General features: G+C 68.8%; 16 protein-coding genes. 5 read left to right on the forward strand and 11 right to left on the reverse strand.

Annotated features, from left to right (window positions below):
* Positions 1 to 8 precede the first annotated feature (8 nt).
* The 3 genes from MicroSTF_RS16590 to nadE form a co-directional block, all read right to left on the reverse strand.
* Positions 9 to 803 (reverse strand): hypothetical protein, encoded by a 795-nt coding sequence (locus MicroSTF_RS16590; protein WP_322957194.1) that lies wholly within the window; start codon positions 801 to 803, stop codon positions 9 to 11.
* The gene (locus MicroSTF_RS16595) at positions 800 to 4,270 is read right to left on the reverse strand and encodes a TM0106 family RecB-like putative nuclease (protein WP_322957196.1); all 3,471 of its coding nucleotides are present in this window, start codon (positions 4,268 to 4,270) and stop codon (positions 800 to 802) included. The genes MicroSTF_RS16590 and MicroSTF_RS16595 overlap by 4 nt, the downstream gene beginning before the upstream one ends.
* Positions 4,271 to 4,352: 82 nt before the next feature.
* Positions 4,353 to 5,171: an ammonia-dependent NAD(+) synthetase gene (gene nadE / locus MicroSTF_RS16600; protein WP_021198074.1), complete on the reverse strand. Its 819-nt coding sequence runs from the start codon at positions 5,169 to 5,171 to the stop codon at positions 4,353 to 4,355.
* Positions 5,172 to 5,279: 108 nt separating this feature from the next.
* Here nadE and MicroSTF_RS16605 point away from each other — a divergent pair, with 108 nt between their 5' ends.
* A complete protein-coding gene (locus tag MicroSTF_RS16605; protein WP_322957199.1) occupies positions 5,280 to 5,837 on the forward strand; it encodes a nucleoside phosphorylase in 558 nt (185 codons plus the stop codon).
* Positions 5,838 to 5,881: 44 nt separating this feature from the next.
* Here the strand turns inward: MicroSTF_RS16605 and MicroSTF_RS16610 are convergent, their stop codons facing one another.
* The 4 genes from MicroSTF_RS16610 to MicroSTF_RS16625 form a co-directional block, all read right to left on the reverse strand.
* Entirely contained in the window at positions 5,882 to 8,866 is a 2,985-nt protein-coding gene (locus MicroSTF_RS16610; RefSeq protein ID WP_322957201.1) for an SMC family ATPase, read from the reverse strand.
* The gene (locus tag MicroSTF_RS16615; protein WP_322957203.1) at positions 8,867 to 10,036 is read right to left on the reverse strand and encodes an exonuclease SbcCD subunit D; all 1,170 of its coding nucleotides are present in this window, start codon (positions 10,034 to 10,036) and stop codon (positions 8,867 to 8,869) included.
* A 256-nt stretch (positions 10,037 to 10,292) separates the two neighbouring features.
* Positions 10,293 to 10,775, reverse strand: coding sequence for a DIP1984 family protein (locus tag MicroSTF_RS16620; protein ID WP_021198078.1), 483 nt, complete (start codon positions 10,773 to 10,775; stop codon positions 10,293 to 10,295).
* A 52-nt stretch (positions 10,776 to 10,827) separates the two neighbouring features.
* The gene (locus MicroSTF_RS16625) at positions 10,828 to 11,136 is read right to left on the reverse strand and encodes a GNAT family N-acetyltransferase (RefSeq protein ID WP_021198079.1); all 309 of its coding nucleotides are present in this window, start codon (positions 11,134 to 11,136) and stop codon (positions 10,828 to 10,830) included.
* Positions 11,137 to 11,468: 332 nt separating this feature from the next.
* Here MicroSTF_RS16625 and MicroSTF_RS16630 point away from each other — a divergent pair, with 332 nt between their 5' ends.
* From MicroSTF_RS16630 to MicroSTF_RS16640, 3 genes are read left to right on the forward strand one after another with little or no spacing between them, the layout of a single operon-like run.
* A complete protein-coding gene (locus tag MicroSTF_RS16630) occupies positions 11,469 to 12,176 on the forward strand; it encodes a winged helix-turn-helix domain-containing protein (RefSeq protein ID WP_021198080.1) in 708 nt (235 codons plus the stop codon).
* A gap of 43 nt (positions 12,177 to 12,219) precedes the next feature.
* Positions 12,220 to 13,179 (forward strand): DNA-3-methyladenine glycosylase 2 family protein, encoded by a 960-nt coding sequence (locus MicroSTF_RS16635; protein WP_322957208.1) that lies wholly within the window; start codon positions 12,220 to 12,222, stop codon positions 13,177 to 13,179.
* Positions 13,180 to 13,201: 22 nt separating this feature from the next.
* Positions 13,202 to 13,399, forward strand: coding sequence for a hypothetical protein (locus MicroSTF_RS16640; protein ID WP_021198082.1), 198 nt, complete (start codon positions 13,202 to 13,204; stop codon positions 13,397 to 13,399).
* Positions 13,400 to 13,413: 14 nt separating this feature from the next.
* Here the strand turns inward: MicroSTF_RS16640 and MicroSTF_RS16645 are convergent, their stop codons facing one another.
* Genes MicroSTF_RS16645 through MicroSTF_RS16660 form a run of 4 tightly spaced genes read right to left on the reverse strand, consistent with a single transcriptional unit; the run spans position 13,414 to position 17,232 of the window.
* Positions 13,414 to 14,169 carry an ABC transporter ATP-binding protein gene (locus tag MicroSTF_RS16645; RefSeq protein WP_322957213.1) on the reverse strand — a complete coding sequence of 252 codons (756 nt, stop codon included), beginning with the start codon at positions 14,167 to 14,169 and terminating at the stop codon, positions 13,414 to 13,416.
* Complete coding sequence (locus MicroSTF_RS16650) at positions 14,166 to 15,209, reverse strand: iron chelate uptake ABC transporter family permease subunit (RefSeq protein ID WP_197024852.1); 1,044 nt, start codon at positions 15,207 to 15,209, stop codon at positions 14,166 to 14,168. The genes MicroSTF_RS16645 and MicroSTF_RS16650 overlap by 4 nt, the downstream gene beginning before the upstream one ends.
* A complete protein-coding gene (locus MicroSTF_RS16655; RefSeq protein ID WP_029265990.1) occupies positions 15,202 to 16,188 on the reverse strand; it encodes an ABC transporter permease in 987 nt (328 codons plus the stop codon). Before MicroSTF_RS16655 ends, MicroSTF_RS16650 begins: the two co-directional genes overlap by 8 nt.
* Before the next feature lie 48 nt (positions 16,189 to 16,236).
* Complete coding sequence (locus tag MicroSTF_RS16660; RefSeq protein ID WP_029259750.1) at positions 16,237 to 17,232, reverse strand: siderophore ABC transporter substrate-binding protein; 996 nt, start codon at positions 17,230 to 17,232, stop codon at positions 16,237 to 16,239.
* Between the two features lie 100 nt (positions 17,233 to 17,332).
* Between MicroSTF_RS16660 and MicroSTF_RS16665 the strand changes: the two genes are divergently transcribed.
* Positions 17,333 to 18,100 (forward strand): siderophore-interacting protein, encoded by a 768-nt coding sequence (locus MicroSTF_RS16665; protein WP_021198087.1) that lies wholly within the window; start codon positions 17,333 to 17,335, stop codon positions 18,098 to 18,100.
* The last annotated feature ends 6 nt before the right edge of the window (positions 18,101 to 18,106 follow it).

The raw sequence follows: 18,106 nt of genomic DNA on the forward strand, positions 1-18,106 counted from the left end.
CGACGGGGTCAGGCCTCGAGAGTCAGGCGGTAGGCGCGCTCGTCGCCGAAGTGGGTGAAGCCGGCGCGCGCCAGGATCGGCGCCGACGTCGAGATGCGCCCCTTGACGAGCGCCGTCGTCGCTCCCCAGGCTGCGCTTTCTCGGAGGCGTTCGGCGAGGACCGCGCGGTACGCGCCGCGACCACGGTACTCCGGCAGTGTCGAAGCACCCCAGAGCCGGACGAATCCACCGTCGATCGTGCACCCGCCGGTGCTGACCGCCCGGCCGCCGATCCGCGCGAGAATCCGGAAGCCTTCGCGAGTCTCGAGCGCCGTCGTCACCTCGGCGAGCTCCGCCCGCAGTCCCTGCGGGTCGAGGGGCTCCTGCTGCCACACGGGCACGTTGACCGCGTCGACGTCACGCACCTGCTCCAGCGTGCGCACGACCTCGACGGTGATGTCGTCCGGCACATCGACTGCTGCGGCGCCATCGACCGGTCGAGCGAACACCGCCACCGTGTCGATATGCTCCGCTCCCCGCCGACGAAGCTCCTCCTCGATGTCCGGACGGTCGGAGGGGTTCGTCCAGAAGGTGAATCTCGACGCGCCCCACGCTCCCGTCCACTCCAGAGCATGGTCGACGATCTCCGTGGGATCGAGGACGGAGCTCACCTGGGAACCGCGGACTCCGCCGCCGAATCTCGACGGATCCCGCACGAGGAGCAGCTCACTGCGCTCGTGCTCGCTGTCGCGCGGGAACCACACCCAGGCCGCAGCCGCGCGCAGGATCTCGTCTGTCGAGTGCGCGTGCGTCGACTCGCTCATTCCGCCGCACCGACCAAGCGGGCGAAGGCGCTGAGCCGAGCCACCCCCTCCGGCGTGTACGGCAGATCGTCGAGCAGCGCGGGCGAGTGGATCAGGTAGGCGACGACCTGCGCACGGGAGATCGCCACGTTGAGCCGGTTCTGCAGCAGCAGGAACTCGGGGCCGCGCGGGGCATCCCTCCCGCTCGATGCCGCCAGCGAGGTGATCGAGACGACAGCCTCCTTGCCCTGGAAGTTGTCGACCGTGCCCACAGGAACGTCGGGGAAGCCCGCGTCGGAAAGCGCGTCGAGCACCAGCTGACGCTGCGCGTTGTAGGGCGTGACGACGATGATGTCGGACGGCGCGAGCGGCCTCGTCGAGGCGTCGGGGTCGTTGTCGGTGAACGTTCTCCCGACCAGATCGCGCACGAGTCGCACGACCTCCGCGGCCTCCTCGGGCGATTGGGTCGCATTGCCGCGATGACGCAGCGGCACGACGTGCAGTCCCGGCTCGATGCCGTCGAGCGCCCGGAGTTCGGTTCCGGGGGCCGAGGCGAGCTGTCCGGCGTAGGCGAGCTTCGACACCGGCGCGGCCACGAAGGGATGCATCCGCCAGGATCGTGCGAGGAAGTAGCCGTACTCGGATCGCACGACCGGGTCACCGTCCATCACCCAGCCGAGCGCAGACGTGTCGACCGGCTCGGGGTGGGCGCCCTGGCTCACCTGCGGGAGCTGCTGCGGGTCGCCGAGGAGCAACAGCCGCTTCGCCCCGGCCGCGACGGCGATCGTCGAGGCGAGCGAGAACTGGCCCGCCTCGTCGATCACGAGAAGGTCGAGTCCGGCACGGTCGACACGCTGTGTGTTGCTGAAATCCCAGGCCGTGCCGCCGACGACAGCTCCCTCACCCGCATGCTCGGCGAGGAAGGATGCCATGCCGTTCTTCGGGATCACGGTGTACGCCGGCTCTGCATCGGGATCTTTCGGCGCCTTCGCGACCTGCGCCGGCGGGACACCGTCGGCGACGACGCGCGCGAGAAGGGTCTCGATGATGGCATGCGACTGCGCGACGACGCCGATCTTGAAACCGTGTTCGTTCACCAGGCGTGCGATCACCCGCGATCCCGTATAGGTCTTCCCCGTCCCGGGAGGGCCCTGCACGGCGAGATAGCTGCGGTCGAGGTCGAGCACACCACGCACGATCGCGTCGATCGTGTCATCGCCCGCCGGGGGCAGTGCTTCACCCGATGTCGTGCGCGGGGGGATACGACGCAGGATGTCGGTCGCCGCATCATGCGGGAAGCCGGGGGCGGCGACGTGCACGGCATCCGCCCACTCATCGATCGCACCCTGCAGCGAGACCACCCGTGGGGGCGCTGCCGGCGTGAGTGCGAGCGGCAGCTCATCCCAGGTCTGGCCCTGCACGGCCGACTCTGTGACGAGGTAGCCATCGTCGAGCACCTCGACCACCGTGACGGTGTGCGGCACATGGACCGCGCGTGAGGGCACCTCGGTGTCGAAGGGAGCCGGGACCTCGTAGAGAGCGAACGGCTGGGCGCCGGGACCGAGCGTCGTGCCCGGCGACACCTCGCCGCGGATCTCGATGTCACGCGACATCACGCGTCGCCCCTCGCCGATGCTCCACTCGCGGCGCACGACCGACGACGGGCGATCGACCTTCACCACATCACGCGTGCCGTCCCACATCGTCACCGGCTCTCGCAGCCGCTGGAAATGCGACACCCAGAAGCTCTTCGCCTCGCGGGGGAAGTAGTCGATGGCCGCGGCGGCGATACGGTGCACGAGCCCGTCGCCGCCGCCTTCCACGGCGCGTTCCGCATCGGCGAGCAGGGCCACGGAACGGGGCGACGGTTCGTAGATGACCTCGTCCGCATCGTCGGGCGGCGCGGGCGTCACCCCCTTCTGGCGAGCGATGTCGATGAGCCAGTTGCGCAGGCGTCGTGTCGACACGCAGTCGTAGCGGTTGTAGTCCGCGAGGTCGGCGAGCACCGCTTCGGCCTCAGACTGCTCCCCCGCCGCCGCGAGCTCGCGCGCCGCGACGTACTGCACGATCGAGTCGTCGCCCTTCTGCACGTCGCTGGTGCGCACGTCTTCGCCCATGTAGAGCGGTTCGAGCTTCTTGATCGAGTACGACCGGGAGCCGACGCGAACGGTCCGAAGCACCAGCGGGTAGAGGTCGACGAACACGCCCTCGCGGAGCAGGCGATCGACCTCGCCCTCGCGCACGCCGTGTCGCGCGGCCATAGCCACGAGGTGCGAGGTCTCGTACGGCGCGTAGTGGTAGATGTGCATGCCGGGATGCGCCAGCCTGCGCGCATTGACGAAGTCGAGGAACGTCTCGAGAGCCCGCTTCTCGTCGGCGAAGGTATGAGCCCACAACGCCGAGTACTGGTCAGCGTTGTCGACCCAGCCGAAGAGGTAGTCGATCCCCCACAGCGCCTCGCCGTCGGGAGCGGGTTCGGTGTAGAGCGGGTCGCCCTCGAAGTCGAAGAAGATATCGCCGTGACTGGGCAGCGGGAGTGTGTGGATCGCCTGCGCGTAGTGGACGTCGAATGTCGGTGCTCCCTCGGCGTCAGCACGCAGCTGCAGACGCGCCTGGGCTCGGAGAGTCTCGAACGTGTCGACGTTCATGCCCGCGGGAGCGTCGGGTGCCACGGCCAACTCGTCGATCGTCTCGATGCCGGATGCCCGCAGACGTGCTCGCTGCACCGGACGCATCCGCGCCACCATCAGGAGGTCGCGATGCGCGAGCACCTGCTCCTCGCAGGTGGCGCAGCGGCCACAGGCCACGATCTGGAGGTCGCCGCGATCATCGCCCCATGCGAGCGGCGCGCCCGCCGCGCCGTCGGCGATGCGTCGATCGGCGATGAGGGCACGCAGTCGCGCCCGCCGCACCTGGAACAGCGGAAGGAGATCGTCGACGGCGTGCGTGCTGAGCGTGCTGTCGCCGAGGATGAGGTCGACCTCGTCGGAGCGCGGGATGCCGAGGCGATCGAGCTGGTCGACATATGCCGCCAGCTGCATGAGCGCCGTGACGCGGGCCTTGCGGGCGAGCTTGGAGTCCTGCACCCGCCAGCGGCCGTCGTGATCCGTGCGGAGGAAGTCGGCGAAACCGACGAACTCCTCGGTCGCGAAAGCCGCCTGGAAGACGACCTCCGCATCCGAGCGGAGGGCGGCAATGGTCTCGTCGACCGCATCCGCCAATGCATCGGCATCGACGGAAGAGACCTTCTCGATGCGGTGGACCTTCTCGTCACCGAGGTCGTCGATGTAGCGGGCCAGCACGTTCTGCTCGTGCACATCGCCCAACTCGGCGGCCCGCTTCAGGGTCGCGTCTTCCGGCTCTTCGACCGCAGGCACTCTTCCGAGCTTCGCGTCGATCGCCCGACACCACGCGAACTCGCACTCCGCGGCCGCCTTGAGGTCGCTCGCGCTCCAGATGACGCGCTGCGCCTGAGTGTCGATCCGCACGATGCTCCCGTTCTGTCGGATGCTTCGACACTATCCGCGGCATCCGACACGGGCGAAAGCGTGGACCTCCCGGGAAAGCGGGTCAGCGCCACCAGGTGTCGTCGGGCGTCACCGGAAGATGGCGCTTGTGCTGCGTCGCGAGGTACCTCGCCTCGATGCGGCCGGCGACCTCGGGCTCGACGTCGCGCCCTTCCAGGAAGTCGTCGATCTGCTCGTAGGTGAGACCCAGCTCGTCCTCGTCGGCACGGCCGGGCTGGCCGTCGAGCAGGTCGGCGGTCGGCACCTTGAACGCGAGGCGGTCCGAAGCACCGAGGAACTGCAGCAGTGAACGCCCCTGCCGTTTGCTCAACCCCGACAACGGCAGGACGTCAGCCGCACCGTCGCCGAACTTCGTGTAGAAGCCGGTCACGGCCTCGGCGGCGTGATCGGTGCCGATGACGAGCATCCCGTCGTGGCCGGCGAGTGCGTACTGCGTGACCATGCGGACGCGGGCCTTGATGTTGCCGCGGTTGAAGTCGCTGATGTCGCTCGTGACCGCGAACTCGATGTCCTCCTCGACCCCGTCGACACCGTTCTGGATGTTGACCTCGACCGAGGAGTCGGGTGCGATGAACTCGAGGGCGGCCTCGGCGTCTGCCGCGTCGTGCTGCACGCGGTAGGGCAGACGCACGGCGAGGAACTTCGCCTCGCCTCCCTCGGACCGCACCCGTTCGACCGCGAGCTGTGCAAGGCGTCCGGCCAGCGTGGAGTCCTGCCCACCGGAGATGCCGAGCACGAAGCCCTTCGCGCCGGTCGAGCGAAGGTACTCGACGAGGAACCCGACCCGGCGCTCGACCTCGGCTTCCGGGTCGATCTCCGGCCGGACGCCGAGGTCTTCAGAGATCTGCTGCTGCAACGACATGTCATCCTCCGTCTTGTCCTCGAATCAGTATCGCCCCTCTGTGTTACGCACGGGTGACGCCGCGGCGTTCGCACGTTCCTGCCAGTGAAGTCCTGAGAGAATGGGGCGGTGAAGCTCCTCGTCGCTGCCCTTGATTCCGAACTGTCCGCCTTCCCGGAAGAGCTGGACGGCTTCGACCGACTCGTGACCGGCCCCGGCAAGCTGCCGGCGACGTATGCGCTCACCCGCGCGCTCGATGCCCGGGTCTACGACGAGATCGTGGTCGTGGGCACGGCGGGCGCGATCGACCCCGCTCTCGAGGCGACCGTGCATGAGGTCGGAACCGCATTCCAGCACGACGTGACCGACCTCGACGGCGTCCGTGGCCAGCACGTCTCCCTTCCGGCGCGCGTCAGCACCGGAAGGGAAGGTGTTCTGATCGCCACCGGTGACCACTTCGTGGAGGACGCCGAAGTCACCGCCGTGATCCGTCCGTCGGGGGCGGCCCTGGTCGACATGGAGACGTACGCCTTCATCTGGGTCGCCGCACAGTTCGATGTGCCGATCCGCGTGTTCCGCGCCGTCTCCGATCAGGCTGAGGACGGTGCGCTGATGGATTGGCGCGAGGCCGTCGCACGATGCAGCGTGCAGCTGCGCGACTTCATCCGCAGCGAGTACGGCGTCTGACGAAGGGGGCGCCCTCCCGCGCTCGCGTCAGCCTCGGTCTCGGGTCAGCGCGCCTCGATGACGCTGGGTCCGTTCGGCAGTGCGCGCACCGTGAGCTGGGCGGGGATCTGCTCCTGCATGGCCTCGACGTGACTGATCACTCCGACGGTGCGGCCCCCCTGCCGTAGTTCGTCGAGAGTTCGCATGGCGACATCGAGCGTGTCGCCGTCGAGGGAACCGAATCCTTCGTCGATGAAGAGCGTGTCGAGACGGATGCCGCCCGCGCGCGCGGTCACGACCTCGGCCAGTCCGAGGGCGAGGGCGAGCGATGTGAGGAACGTCTCGCCCCCTGACAGCGACTGCGGCGGCCTGGTCTGCCCGGTGAAGGCGTCGAAGACCACGATGCCGAGTCCGGATGCCGCCCCGCGGGCAGCGAGCGCATCGGAGTGCTGCAGCTGATACCGACCGGCGGACATGTCGTGCAGTCGACGGTTGGCCGCCTCGACGATCTCCTCGAGCTCCGCGGCCAGCACGAACGTCTCCAGCGTCATCTTGCGGGTGTTGGCACCTCGCCCCGCGATCGTGTCGGCGAGGTTCTGCAGCACCTCGAACTCCGCGGCATCGTCGGCGGTGCGAGCCTGCTCGTCCGAAGCCGAGTCGATCAGCCCTCCGAGCCGCTCTGCGGTTCCCGCGGCTCTGGCGGCTTCGTCGACCGCGCGCGTCCAGACGCTGCGCGCGTCCGCCGATGCCTGCTCGGCCGGCGCGAGGTCTATCGGCTCTTCCGGCAGCGTGCGCAACTCGAGGTCGAACAGGATGGCCCGTTCCTTCTCTCGTTGCACCGCATGCTGCGCGATCCGCGTGTCGAGCGCCTCCTGCTCTGTGGCCGAGCGCAGAGCGTCTTCCGCCGCCGCCACGTCATCGAACACGGAGTCTGCGAGCGCGGCCTCGCGCTCCGCCTCGGCTTCGGCGAGAGCTTCGACCCTGCGTGCCCGCTCCGAGATGGCATGGATCACGGCGCGCGCCGCGGCGATCTTCGCCTCGGTGTCGGACATCCGTGCGGCAACCGTGTCGAAACCGCCCCGCGCCTCGGCGATCAGCTCGTGTGCCTCCGCGCTGCGCTGGCGGAGGAGCGCATGCCGTTCGCGCAGTTCTGCGAGAGCCCTGGCATCGTCTTCCCGCTCGGCGTCGAGGAGTTCGACACGGGCGACGAGTTCGTCCATGCGACCGTCGAGCGTCTTCAGCGTCTCGGCGGCGGCACGGCTGCTCGAGAGTGTCGCAGCGGCCTCGGCGTAATCGCTCTCGGCCTGTTCGACCTCCCGACCGTCGGCGCGGGCGGTGACGGCGGCGAGTTCGGCGCGCAACGTCGAGGAGCTCGACGCCAGATCACGCTCCTTCTGCGATGCGGCATCTCGCGCGCCCTCTGCGGCGGCGATGTCTTCGGGCGAGACCGGATCCGAATGCGTGGCCGGCGCCGGATGATCGAGCGAGCCGCAGACCGGACAGGGGTGCTCGTCGCGGAGCGTCGAGGCGAGCTCTCCGGCCATGCCGTCGGCTCGTCGCTGACGTAGTCGCGCCAGAGCTGACTGCGTATCCGCGTGCAGCGCGGTGGCCTGCGAGAGCTCCTGCTCGAGGGAGATCTCGGCGATTCGCAGCCGTTCCACCTCGTGCGCCGCCGTGAGGCGTAGCTCTGCCGCCTGCTGCGCGGCCTGCCGGTCTTCCCCCCGATCGGCGAGGCGACGGGTCTCGTCGCGCAGCGTGTGCAACGCGGCGATCTCGTCGGGAAGCGCGGCACGCCTCACGTTCGCAGCTTCGATGCGCGCGGTCGCTGCCACGACCGCCTCCTCCGCTGCGCGGACTTCGGCGTCGAGCGTCGGCGCGCTCTCCTCGAGTTCTCGCGCGCGTTGCCAGGCACCGCTCTCTCTGGTCGCCGCCGCCGTCCAGGCCTCGAGGTCGCCGTCCACGTCGAGACCGAGCGCCTCGCCCGCCGCGTGGGCGTCCTGTTCGTCTCGGGAGGCGACCGCGAGCGCGGAATGCGCGCGCGCCACTGCGGCGATCGTCGACCGCAGTGCCTCCGCGGCTCGGGCCGCAGCGAGCTCTGCGCGGGCATCGTCGATCAGGGGCGCTTCGGCCTCGAGTCGTTCGAGCGCCGACCTCGCGCGGTCGCGCTCGCGCTGCGCCCGCTGCTCGTCCCGCGCCACGGCGAGAGACTCGTCGGCTGCGGCCGACCGCTTCTCCGCGTCGACCTGCTCGGATGCTCGACGCTCTGCGCGGTAGTCGGCGCGGGCCTTCGCACGTCGGAGGGCGTCGAGTCGATCTTCGATCGAAGACGGGGCGCGAACCGTCTCGGGCGGGGTCTCATCGCCCTCTCCTGACAGGCCATCGGCGGACACCAGCCGCTCAGCCTCCTCGACGCGGGCCTCGACCGTCGCGAGCCGGGCGCCCAGAGCGTGCTCGGCCACACGACGACGCTCATCGAACCGCGCCTGCACATCTTCGAACCGCTGGGTGCCGAACAGGCGGCGCAGAAGCGCCTGGCGGTCTCGACTGCCCGCGAGGAGGAACTCCGAGAACCGGTTCTGCGCGAGCAGGATCACCTGCAGGAACTGCTCACGGCTGAGCTGCAGGATCTCGTCGAGCTCTCCGGCGACATCGACGGCCCGCGCCGCACGACCGATCCACCCGACATCCGTCCACTCGTCGAGGGCGACGGCCGAGGCCTGCTTGGTCATCCCTCCCCCGCGCTTGGCCGGGCGCAGATACTCGGGCGACCGGGTCACCCGGAAGCGGCCGGTCGGCGTGCTGAATTCGACGACGACCTCGGAGGGATCGTCGGGCTCGCAGTGGTCGCTCCGCAGCCGCTTCTCGCCACCGTCGTAGCGCGGCACTCCGCCGTAGAGCCCGAAGCAGACGGCGTCGAGGATGCTGGATTTGCCCGCCCCCGTCCGTCCGGCGATCAGGAAGATGCCGTCGTCGGCGAACGCGTCGAAGTCGACGATCTGACGTGACCGGAAGGGGCCGAACCCCTCGACCTCCAGGCGATGAAGACGCATCTAGACGAGAGCCTCGGCACGAACTCGCTCGTCGAGCACCGCGCGGATCAGCTCGCCCTCCGCCTCCGTCGCTCCGTGCCCCGCCCTGACGTGCTCGAGGAAGGCCTCGATGCGGTCGGCATCGGTGACCGCGGTGCGCAGACGCTGCACATAGGAGCGCTCGTCCGCCTCGGCGGTGACCGAGGGCTGGTGCTGCACCATGGCGCAGTACGGGTAGCTCTCGCGAAGACGCCGCATCGGCTCTGTCTGCGGCACGGCGTCGGTGTAGACGGCACAGACCCAGTCGCCCGCGTGTTCTGCGACCAGTTCGGTCGACAGGAGATCGTCGAGCGCGCCCGTGAGTGTGACGAGGCGGCGCGGCACCGGCAGCTCCAACCATTCGACTCCGGAGAGACCCTCGGCATCGATGTCGACGAGCCAGGAACCGCGGGGCTTGTGCTGCTCGCCGAAGCTGTAGTGCAGAGGAGCGCCCGCGTAGCGCACCCGATCGCTGAGCTGCTGACGCCCGTGGATGTGGCCGAGCGCCACGTAGTCAGGACCGTCGAAGACGCTCAGCGGCACGACGTCGAGGCCGCCCTGACGCACCTCGCGTTCGAGCCCGGCGGTGGCGTCGACACCGGCGGCGAAGCAGTGCGCGATCGCGACCGAGCGCCCCGGGTGCTGTTCCATGCCGGCGCGGACCAGGTGCATCGCGTGAGCCATGGTCTGCGCTTGCGTGCGCAACGGGCGCCCGGAGCTGTCACCATCGGGCCAGTGCTGTCGCACGATGGCGGGTTCGAGGTAGGGAATGCCGAAGAAGTGCACGGGCCCGAGCGCATCGTTGACGGTCACAGGCGCTCCCACCGCGAGCGGGTCGGTCAGCACGTGGATGCCCTCGCGGAGCAGCCGCGCCTGGAAGCCGAGGCGCGCGGCAGAATCGTGGTTGCCGCTGGTCACGATCACCCGCGCCCCTGTCTCATGCAGCGCCACCAGCGCATCGCCGAGCAGGGTGTATGCGGTTCCGGAGGGCGTGGCGGAGTCGAAGACGTCTCCCGCGACGACGACGACGTCGACCGCGTTCTCGCGAACCTGCGCGGTGAGCGCCCCGAGCACCTCGGCGAGGGCGTCCATGGTCGAGTTGCCATGGAACGTCCGGCCGATGTGCCAGTCGGAGGTGTGCAGGATGCGCATACTCACACCGTACGAACCCCCTCCGACATTTCATCCGAGGCGTGCCGCAGCACCGCTCTCACGCCCTGCGGAGGAGGAAGCGGAAGGTCCCCTGACCCACCCTCGTCACGATGATCGGCACGCGGTGATGCGAGATGCCGTGTGCACCTTCACCTGTGCGGCGTGCGGGGCTGCGCGATGCGATATCTGGGCTGCCCTCCGCCCGACAGGTGCCGGCTTGCCCCGCCGGCTGAGGGTTGTGCCCGCCTCGTCGTGACTACCGACTTCCGCTCTCCTCCTCGAGGTCGTTCGACCAGTTCGCCTGCTGGATCCGATTGTCGAGCTCGCGCAGCTCCTGAGCCACGGCGTCGGCACGGGAGCGCAGCGGCGCGACGGGCAGCGCGGAGACCTGACGCAGCTCCGACCTCATCTGGCGGAGGAACTGGTCGTTGGCCCCCGAGGCGGCGGTCGCGGCATCGGTCAGCACCGAATGCCGCAGGCGCAGGACATCACGGGCGGCGAGCGCATCGGTCATGGTGCCGTCCGCCCCCAGGTCGAGGCGCGCGTTGGTGGCGTTGATGCGGCGGATGAGATCGCGCAGCTGCGTGAGCGCGGCATCGGCCTCGACGATCAGCGCGGCCGCGTCCTCCGCCGGTTCCTCGCCCTCCTGGTAGCGGGCGTTCGCGACGATACGCGCCCGCAGCTGCTCGATGCGGCGCTGCAGGTCGGCGCGTGCGGTGAGGGCCTCGGCGAGTTTCATGAGCTCATCCTCGCAGGGAGCGACCGTAACAGTTCGTCATATGACCGGGGAGTCAGCGGGAGCGCAGCAGACCCGAGTGCTCCGGGTGCGCGGTGAACCAGTCGGCCACGTACCAGCACACGGCATCGACCTTGCGATCACCGCGCTCCTCGATGTCGGCCACCGCACCCTCGACGACCTTTCCCGCGTAGCCGTTGCCCCGGAAAGTCGGGATCGTGAAGGCTCGGGTGAGCGCGATGGTGCGCCCGTCGTCCCGGTAGTCCAGAACACTCACGAGCGTCCCGTCGCGCATGAGCGTGTAGCGCGAAGCGTCCTTCTCGTCGGTCAGGATGAAGCCTCCGACGGTGTGCGAGATCGTCATTCGAACCACGTTACGCCCGCCCGGAGCCGCCGGGCGTTTTGACATGGGGCGTCACGATCGGACATAATCCCCCCATGACCACCAACGCACGCCCTTTGTCCGCCCAGGAGGCGAACAGGACTGCCGGGATGATGATGCCCGGTCGCGTTGGCATGTGTTGCCGAATGTGTCGCTGAACGAACAGCCACCCCGCCTGACCTGAACTCCTCGCGATCTGCGAGGTCAGCGTCTCCGAGCATCCACCCTTGCTCGCTTCCCGGCTCCGCCGGTCATTCATGCAACGCATCAGAGCCCCGCTCGATCCGGGCTCACGTCCTGAGGACTTCATCATCATGTCGAACACCGCACTTCTCGAGCGTCCCGCCACCACCGCCGCGATCCGCACGCAGCACGAAGCCGCCGCGCCCCTGTCCGCCGCAGGAGCCGATCTTCCCGCCGTGCGCTCACCCCGTGGCTTCGCCCTCTACGTCGGGCTGGACGAGATCAAGGCCGCCGAAGCCGGCGTCAGCCTCCCCCTTCTCGTCGACGCGCTGCGCCGCACCCTCGCCGAGCTCGCCCCGGGAGCCGAGACGCACGCCACGGTCGCTCTCGCCCCGCACGGATCGGGCGGCCGCGACCTCGACGTGGTCCGTCTCGCTCTGCAGGAGCCCGGTGCCATCGCGCGCACCAAGGCCGCTGCGGAAGAGGACACCACGGACGAGGAGACGGGCGTCACCGTCGACATCTCCCGCAAGCGCGTGCTGATCGACGGCGAGTCCGCCGCCTTCACATACAAGGAGTTCGAGCTGCTGCAGTACCTCGTGCTCCGCGAGGGGCGCACGATCGAACGCAGCGAGCTGGTCTCCGCGCTCTGGCAGGCCCAGGACGACGAGACGCCCGGTGAGCGCACGATCGACGTGCACGTGCGCCGCCTGCGCGCGAAGCTGGGTCGCTATGAGGACATCGTCCGCACCGTGCGCGGCATCGGCTACCGCTTCGACCGCCACGCCGACGTCGTCATCCGCTACGGCCACGGAACCCCCTCGCCCGACCGCTTCTGAGTCGCCGGGAGCCGGTGTCAGCAGCTGCGCGTAGGGTGGGCGCATGACCCTGACAGCGCGCTCCGCCTCGGCGGACGCCGCCCCCGCGGACACTGCTCAGGAGACCGTCTACCGCCCGCCGCACGAGCTCGATCTCCACCGAACGGTCGGCATGCTCCGCCGCGGTCGCAACGACCCGACGATGGTCATCGACGGAACCGTCATCTGGCGCGCGTTGCGCACACCCCTCGGACCGACGACCCTCGCTCTGCGCATGCTCGGCGGCGAGGTCCACGCGACCGCGTGGGGCCCGGGATCGGGCATCGCCCTCGATCTGGTGCCCGCGCTCTGCGGTGCCCACGACGACGCCTCCGACTTCGATCCTTCCCTGCACCCGCTCATCGCCGACACCGCACGACGCCACCCGGGGCTGCGTCTGACGCGTACCGACGAGGTGTTCGATGCGCTCGCGTGCGCGATCATCGAGCAGAAGGTGACCGGCATGCAGGCTTTCGGCGCGTGGCGCTGGCTGATCTCGCGGTTCGGAGCACCCGCTCCCGGTCCCACCCCGCGGCCGATGTTCGCCGCGCCATCCCCCGACCAGTGGCATCGCATCCCGTCCTGGGCCTGGCATCGTGCCGGCGTCGAGCCGCCCCAGTCGCGCACCATCGTGCGTGCGGCCGAGCGCGGAGATCGCATCTCCCGAGCCGTCAGAGCCGCCGCCTCGGGAGATGACCGAGACCGCGTGCTCACGAGCCTTCCCGGCGTGGGGGTCTGGACGTCGGCGGAGACGCGCATCCGCGCTCTCGGGGATCCGGACGCGGTCAGTATCGGCGACTACCACCTCGCCCATGAGGTCGGCCACGCGCTGACGGGTGCACGCACCGATGACACCGGGATGATCGAGCTCCTCGCGCCGTGGGCCGGACAGCGACAACGCGTCGTCCGCCTCATCCATGCGAGTGGTGTGCAGGAACCGCGCCGGGGGCCTCGTCTCGCACCCGAAGACCATCGCCGCCGCTGATGTCGGCACCTAAGCTGGTGCCATGTCCCGTTCCATGCTGCGCATCCTCGTCACCGTCGGCCTGCTGATCGTCGGCGTCGTGATCGGGCTGATCTTCCAGAACGTCTGGCTCGGCGTCCTGCTCGCGGCCATCGTGTGGCTCGGCTGGTTCCTCGGATACGAGTCGCGCCGCGGCAACAACGCCGGGGTCAACGACGAGGACCACGGCATCGAGCTCTGAGTGGTCGCCCCGACTCAGTAGTAGACGGCGAGCGGGCCCGACGGTCCGTCGACCACCCGCACCGGGGTGTCGAACACCCGCGTGAGCACGTCGTCCGTCATGATCGCCGCCGGCGAGCCGAACTCCACGACCGCACCGTCTTTCATCGCGCAGATGTGGTCGGCGTAGTGCCCGGCGAAGTTGATGTCGTGCAGCACGATCACGATGGTGCGCCCGAGTTCCTCCGCGGCCCGGCGCAGATGCTTCATCATCTGCACGGCGTGCCGCATGTCGAGGTTGTTCAGTGGCTCGTCCAGCAGCACGAACTCGGTGTCCTGGGCGAGGACCATGGCGACATAGGCGCGCTGACGCTGCCCGCCGGAGAGCTCGTCCAGGTAGCGCCCCTCCAGAGCGCCGAGGTCGAGGAAGTCGATCGCCTGACTGATGATCTCCTCGTCGGCCCGGTTCAGCCTGCCCTTCGAGTGCGGGAAGCGCCCGAAACCGACCAGCTGGCGAACGGTGAGGCGGGTGACGAAGTGATTCTCCTGACGGAGGATCGACACCACCCTCGCCAGATCCTTCGATCTCGTCGAGGCCACGTCGAGCCCCGCGATCTCGATGGCACCGGCATCCATCCCGGTCAGACGCCCGATCATCGTGAGCAGCGTCGACTTGCCCGCGCCGTTCGGACCGATCAGGGCGGTGATTCCGCCGGCGGGGATCTCGAGGTCGACGGGGCCGATCGCGACCTCGCTGCTGTATTCGCGGCGGACGCCGTCGAGAGCGATCACAGTCTGCCCTTTCTGAGGATGACGATGAGGAACACGGTGCCGCCGACGAGCTCGATCAGGATCGACACCATCCCCTGCGCGTAGAAGATGTTCTTCATCACGAAGTAGGCCCCGGCCAGGATCGTGAAGGCCGTGAGCACCGCGACGGGGAAGATCAGCCGATGGTCGTGCGTGTCGGCGAACTGGTAGGCGAGCGTCGCCACCAGGAAGCCGAGGAACGTCATCGGTCCCACCAGCGCGGTGGAGGTGGCCATCAACACGGCGACGAGGAACAGCACGATGAACAGTTCGCGGCGATGATCGACGCCGAGGGAGCGCGCAGCGTCCGGGCCGAGTGCCATGAGGTTGAGCCGGCGCGAACGGAGCCACAGCAACGCAGACGCCGCGACGACCAGCGGGATCGCCAGCGGGAGGTACGAGGGGTCGGCATTGGACACGTTGCCGAACAGACGCGCGGCGAGCACGTCGAACTCACTGGGTGTGAGCAGGCGCTGCATGAACGTCGCGATCGCCCCGAGGCCGCCTCCGATCACGATGCCCACCAGGAGCATGATCTGCAGATTGCCGTAGCGTCCGGACAACAGCCAACCGTAGAGGGCGACGGCGAGACCGACCATGATCGCGACCTGGATCGCGAACTGCCCGATTCCCTGGATCGCCACGATCCCTGCCACTCCGAACAGGTACACGGTCGAGGTCTGCACGACTCGATAGAGCGATTCGAACCCCATGATCGACGGCGTGATGATGCGGTTGTTGGTGACGGTCTGGAAGCTCACCGTGGCGACGGCCTGAGCGACCGCGACGAGGGCCATCACCGTGACGTCGGTGGCGCGATGCTGCGCGATCCGCCAGAACCCGGTGGAGCCGACCGGCATCGGATTCGCCCAGGCGAGCAGACCGAAGCCCGACCCTGCCGCGAGGACCAGGAGGATCCCGAGCACCACGGCGTAACGCCGGCGCGCACCTGGGGTCGTGAACGAGCCCGCCGACCGGAGCGCACCGGCGGTCGCCACGTCGCCCGTCCCCCCGCTAGCCACGTCGACGCTGCCTGAGCAGGAGAAGGACGAACACCACGGCGCCGACCACCCCGAGGATCAGCGACACCGGCACTTCGAACGGCATGATGATCGTGCGTCCGATGATGTCGCACACGGTGACGATCGCTATGCCGAGCAGGCACACCCACGGAAGATTGCTGCGCAGATCGTCGCCGCGCACCATCGAGACGATGTTCGGCACGATCAGCCCCAGGAAGGGCAGATTGCCGACGACGACGGTGACGACGCCGGTGGTGACCGCGATCAGCACCGTCCCGAGCAGGATGATCCTGTTGTAGTTCACGCCGACGTTGGTGGCCACTTCCTCGCCGAGCCCCGCGATGGTCAGCCGATCGGCGACGATGAAGACGATCACCCCGATGACAGCCACGATCCAGAGCATCTCGTACTGACCTCGCATCACCGAGGTGAAGCTGCCCGCGAACCAGACGCCGATGATCTGCAGCGAGTTGGTGGCCAGCGCGAGGTACGTCGACAATGCGCCGACCACGGCCCCGAGCATGATGCCGACGATCGGGACGATCAGGGACGACTTGAGTGCCACCCGGCGCAGGAACGCGAAGAACACCATCGTGCCGATGAACGCTGCGAGCACCGCGCCGGCCATCCGGAGGGGAAGCGACGGCTGCGGCACGAGGATCATGACCATCAGGAGCCCGAGGCCGGCCCATTCGGTGGTGCCGGTGGTCGTCGGTTCGACGAAGCGGTTCTGGGTGAGCAGCTGCATGACGAGGCCCGCCATGGCCATCGAGGCGCCGGCGAGGACCAGGGCGATCGTGCGGGGCACTCGGGTGATCTGGAACATCTGCGCGCCGTCGTCCGCGCCGGTGACGTCGTACACACCCGTGAAGAGCGAGATCGCGAGCAGGACGACGACGATCAGCACGCCGATGAGCAGTTTCACGTCGAAGAGCCGCCCGGCGTAGCGGGGCGGCGGAGCGATGTCGGTGGAGACCATGATGATGGGGCGGCGGCACCCGGATCGTCCGGATGCCGCCGCCGTACCTCAGTTCTTCGCGCTCTTCTCGAGGGCGTCGGCGAGGTCGTCGAGGAACGTCGTGTACGTCTGGATGCTCTCGTTCAGGTACGTGTCGGTGGGCATGTACACGATCTGCTTCTGCTTCACAGCGGTGACGCCGGCGAGCGCCTCGGAGCTCTCCAGGATCTCCGCGGCCTGCACGTAGTCGGGGGTGTCGGCCGCGAAGACGGCGTCACGGTCGAGCACGAGGATCCAGTCGGGGTTCGAGGCGGCGATCGCCTCGACCGAGATGTCATCGCCCTGGTGGTCGTCGGTCGCGTCGTCGACCTCGAGCGCGGGGGTCAAGCCGAGCATGTCGTAGATCGGTCCGAGCGAGCGTCCGACGGTCGGGGCGAGGTAGCCGATCTGTCCGCCGGAGGTGTTCACGGCCATGACGGTGTCGGCATCGTCGTACGCCGCCTTGGCGCGCTCGACAGCGGCGTCGAAGTCGTCCACGAGCTTCTTGGCTTCGTCCTGCTTGCCGAAGATCTCGCCGAGGACGGTGACCTGGCGCTTGAGCTCGTCTCCGAAGGGCTCACCTTCGCGCGGCTCGAGGTCGACGATCGTGGCGTCGGGGACCAGATCGGCGATCGCGGCGTTGTGCTGAGTGAACCGCTGGCCGCTGATGATCAGGTCAGGCTCGACGGCGACGACCGCTTCGAGGTCGGGCTCGCTGTGCAGTCCGATGTCGACGATCGCGTCGTCCTTCACGTACGACACGGTCTCCGGCATGAGCGCGACGGCCCCGGCGGAGAGCTCGACGTCCCAGTCGGAAAGCGTCTGGAAGGTGCGGTTGTCGAGCGCGACGACGGATGTGGGAGGCGTCGCGATCTCGTGCGTGCCGGTGTTGTCCTCGATCGTGACGGTCGCTGCTGCGGGTTCGGTCTTCTCCGGTTCCGCCGAGCCGCCGGAGGTGCAGCCGGCGAGGGCGAGGAGGCCGACGAGAGCGGCGCTCGTGGCGGTGAGGGTTCTGGGCACGGACATGGAGAGACTCCTGTTCTGCGGGATCGATGCGCACGCTGCGGCGCCGGAAGCCGAGAGTGGAGGGCGACTCCCCTCGGCACATTTAGGTTAGCCTTACTTTATGAGCGATACGAAATCCGGTTTCTCGATCGAGCGTCGCGGCCTCGAGCTGCGCTTCCGCAACGTCACCTTGAGCGCCCGCGAGTGGCTGGCCCCCGACTTCGTGCGTGTGCGCCTGACGGGCTCCGATCTCGCCGGCTTCGACTCTCCCGGCTCCGACGACCACATGCGCCTGTTCTTCCCCGCGGGCCCCACCGAATCCGTCGAGGAGCTCCGAGCGTCACCCAGCCGCGAATACACACCGCTCGCCTGGGGCGAGGACTGGCTCGACGTCGAGTTCGCCGTGCACGGTGACCAGGGCGTCGCCGCGCCGTGGGCGGCGACGGCACCGCTCGGATCGACGATCGGTGTCGGCGGTCCCCGCGGAGCGGCAGTTCTGTCGGGTGAGCCCGGCTCGTGGCTGCTCGTGGGCGACGAAACCGCTATTCCGGCGATCCGTCGCTTCGCCGCACTGATCCCCGACGGCACGCCCGCACGCATCGTGATCGAGACCGTGAACCCCGGCCGAGAGGTCGACATCGACGCGCCCGTCGACATCGAGTGGCTGCATCGTGGCGAGGCGCCCTCCGGTTCCGCCCTCATCGCCTTCCTCGAGGGGCTGACCGCCGAGCACGCGATCGGTGCCGACCCGTTCGTCTTCATCGCCGCCGAGCAGTCGATCGTGAAGCCTGGCCGAGCGCTGCTCGAGCGCTGGAGCGTCGACACCGCGAAAGCCGTCGTGAAGGGTTACTGGAAGCGCGGCGAAGCCGAATACCACGCCCCGCACTAGTACGAC

The organism is Microbacterium sp. STF-2 (assembly GCF_034650155.1).
Classification (GTDB): Bacteria; Actinomycetota; Actinomycetes; order Actinomycetales; family Microbacteriaceae; genus Microbacterium; species Microbacterium maritypicum_A.

Coding starts and splice junctions, on each gene's coding strand:
- MicroSTF_RS16590 (WP_322957194.1), bottom strand. CDS start 803: ATGAGCGAGTCGACGCACGCGCACTCGACAGACGAGATCCTGCGCGCG.
- nadE (WP_021198074.1), bottom strand. CDS start 5,171: ATGTCGTTGCAGCAGCAGATCTCTGAAGACCTCGGCGTCCGGCCGGAG.
- MicroSTF_RS16610 (WP_322957201.1), bottom strand. CDS start 8,866: ATGCGTCTTCATCGCCTGGAGGTCGAGGGGTTCGGCCCCTTCCGGTCA.
- MicroSTF_RS16615 (WP_322957203.1), bottom strand. CDS start 10,036: ATGCGCATCCTGCACACCTCCGACTGGCACATCGGCCGGACGTTCCAT.
- MicroSTF_RS16620 (WP_021198078.1), bottom strand. CDS start 10,775: ATGAAACTCGCCGAGGCCCTCACCGCACGCGCCGACCTGCAGCGCCGC.
- MicroSTF_RS16625 (WP_021198079.1), bottom strand. CDS start 11,136: ATGACGATCTCGCACACCGTCGGAGGCTTCATCCTGACCGACGAGAAG.
- MicroSTF_RS16630 (WP_021198080.1), top strand. CDS start 11,469: ATGTCGAACACCGCACTTCTCGAGCGTCCCGCCACCACCGCCGCGATC.
- MicroSTF_RS16635 (WP_322957208.1), top strand. CDS start 12,220: ATGACCCTGACAGCGCGCTCCGCCTCGGCGGACGCCGCCCCCGCGGAC.
- MicroSTF_RS16640 (WP_021198082.1), top strand. CDS start 13,202: ATGTCCCGTTCCATGCTGCGCATCCTCGTCACCGTCGGCCTGCTGATC.
- MicroSTF_RS16655 (WP_029265990.1), bottom strand. CDS start 16,188: ATGGTCTCCACCGACATCGCTCCGCCGCCCCGCTACGCCGGGCGGCTC.
- MicroSTF_RS16660 (WP_029259750.1), bottom strand. CDS start 17,232: ATGTCCGTGCCCAGAACCCTCACCGCCACGAGCGCCGCTCTCGTCGGC.
- MicroSTF_RS16665 (WP_021198087.1), top strand. CDS start 17,333: ATGAGCGATACGAAATCCGGTTTCTCGATCGAGCGTCGCGGCCTCGAG.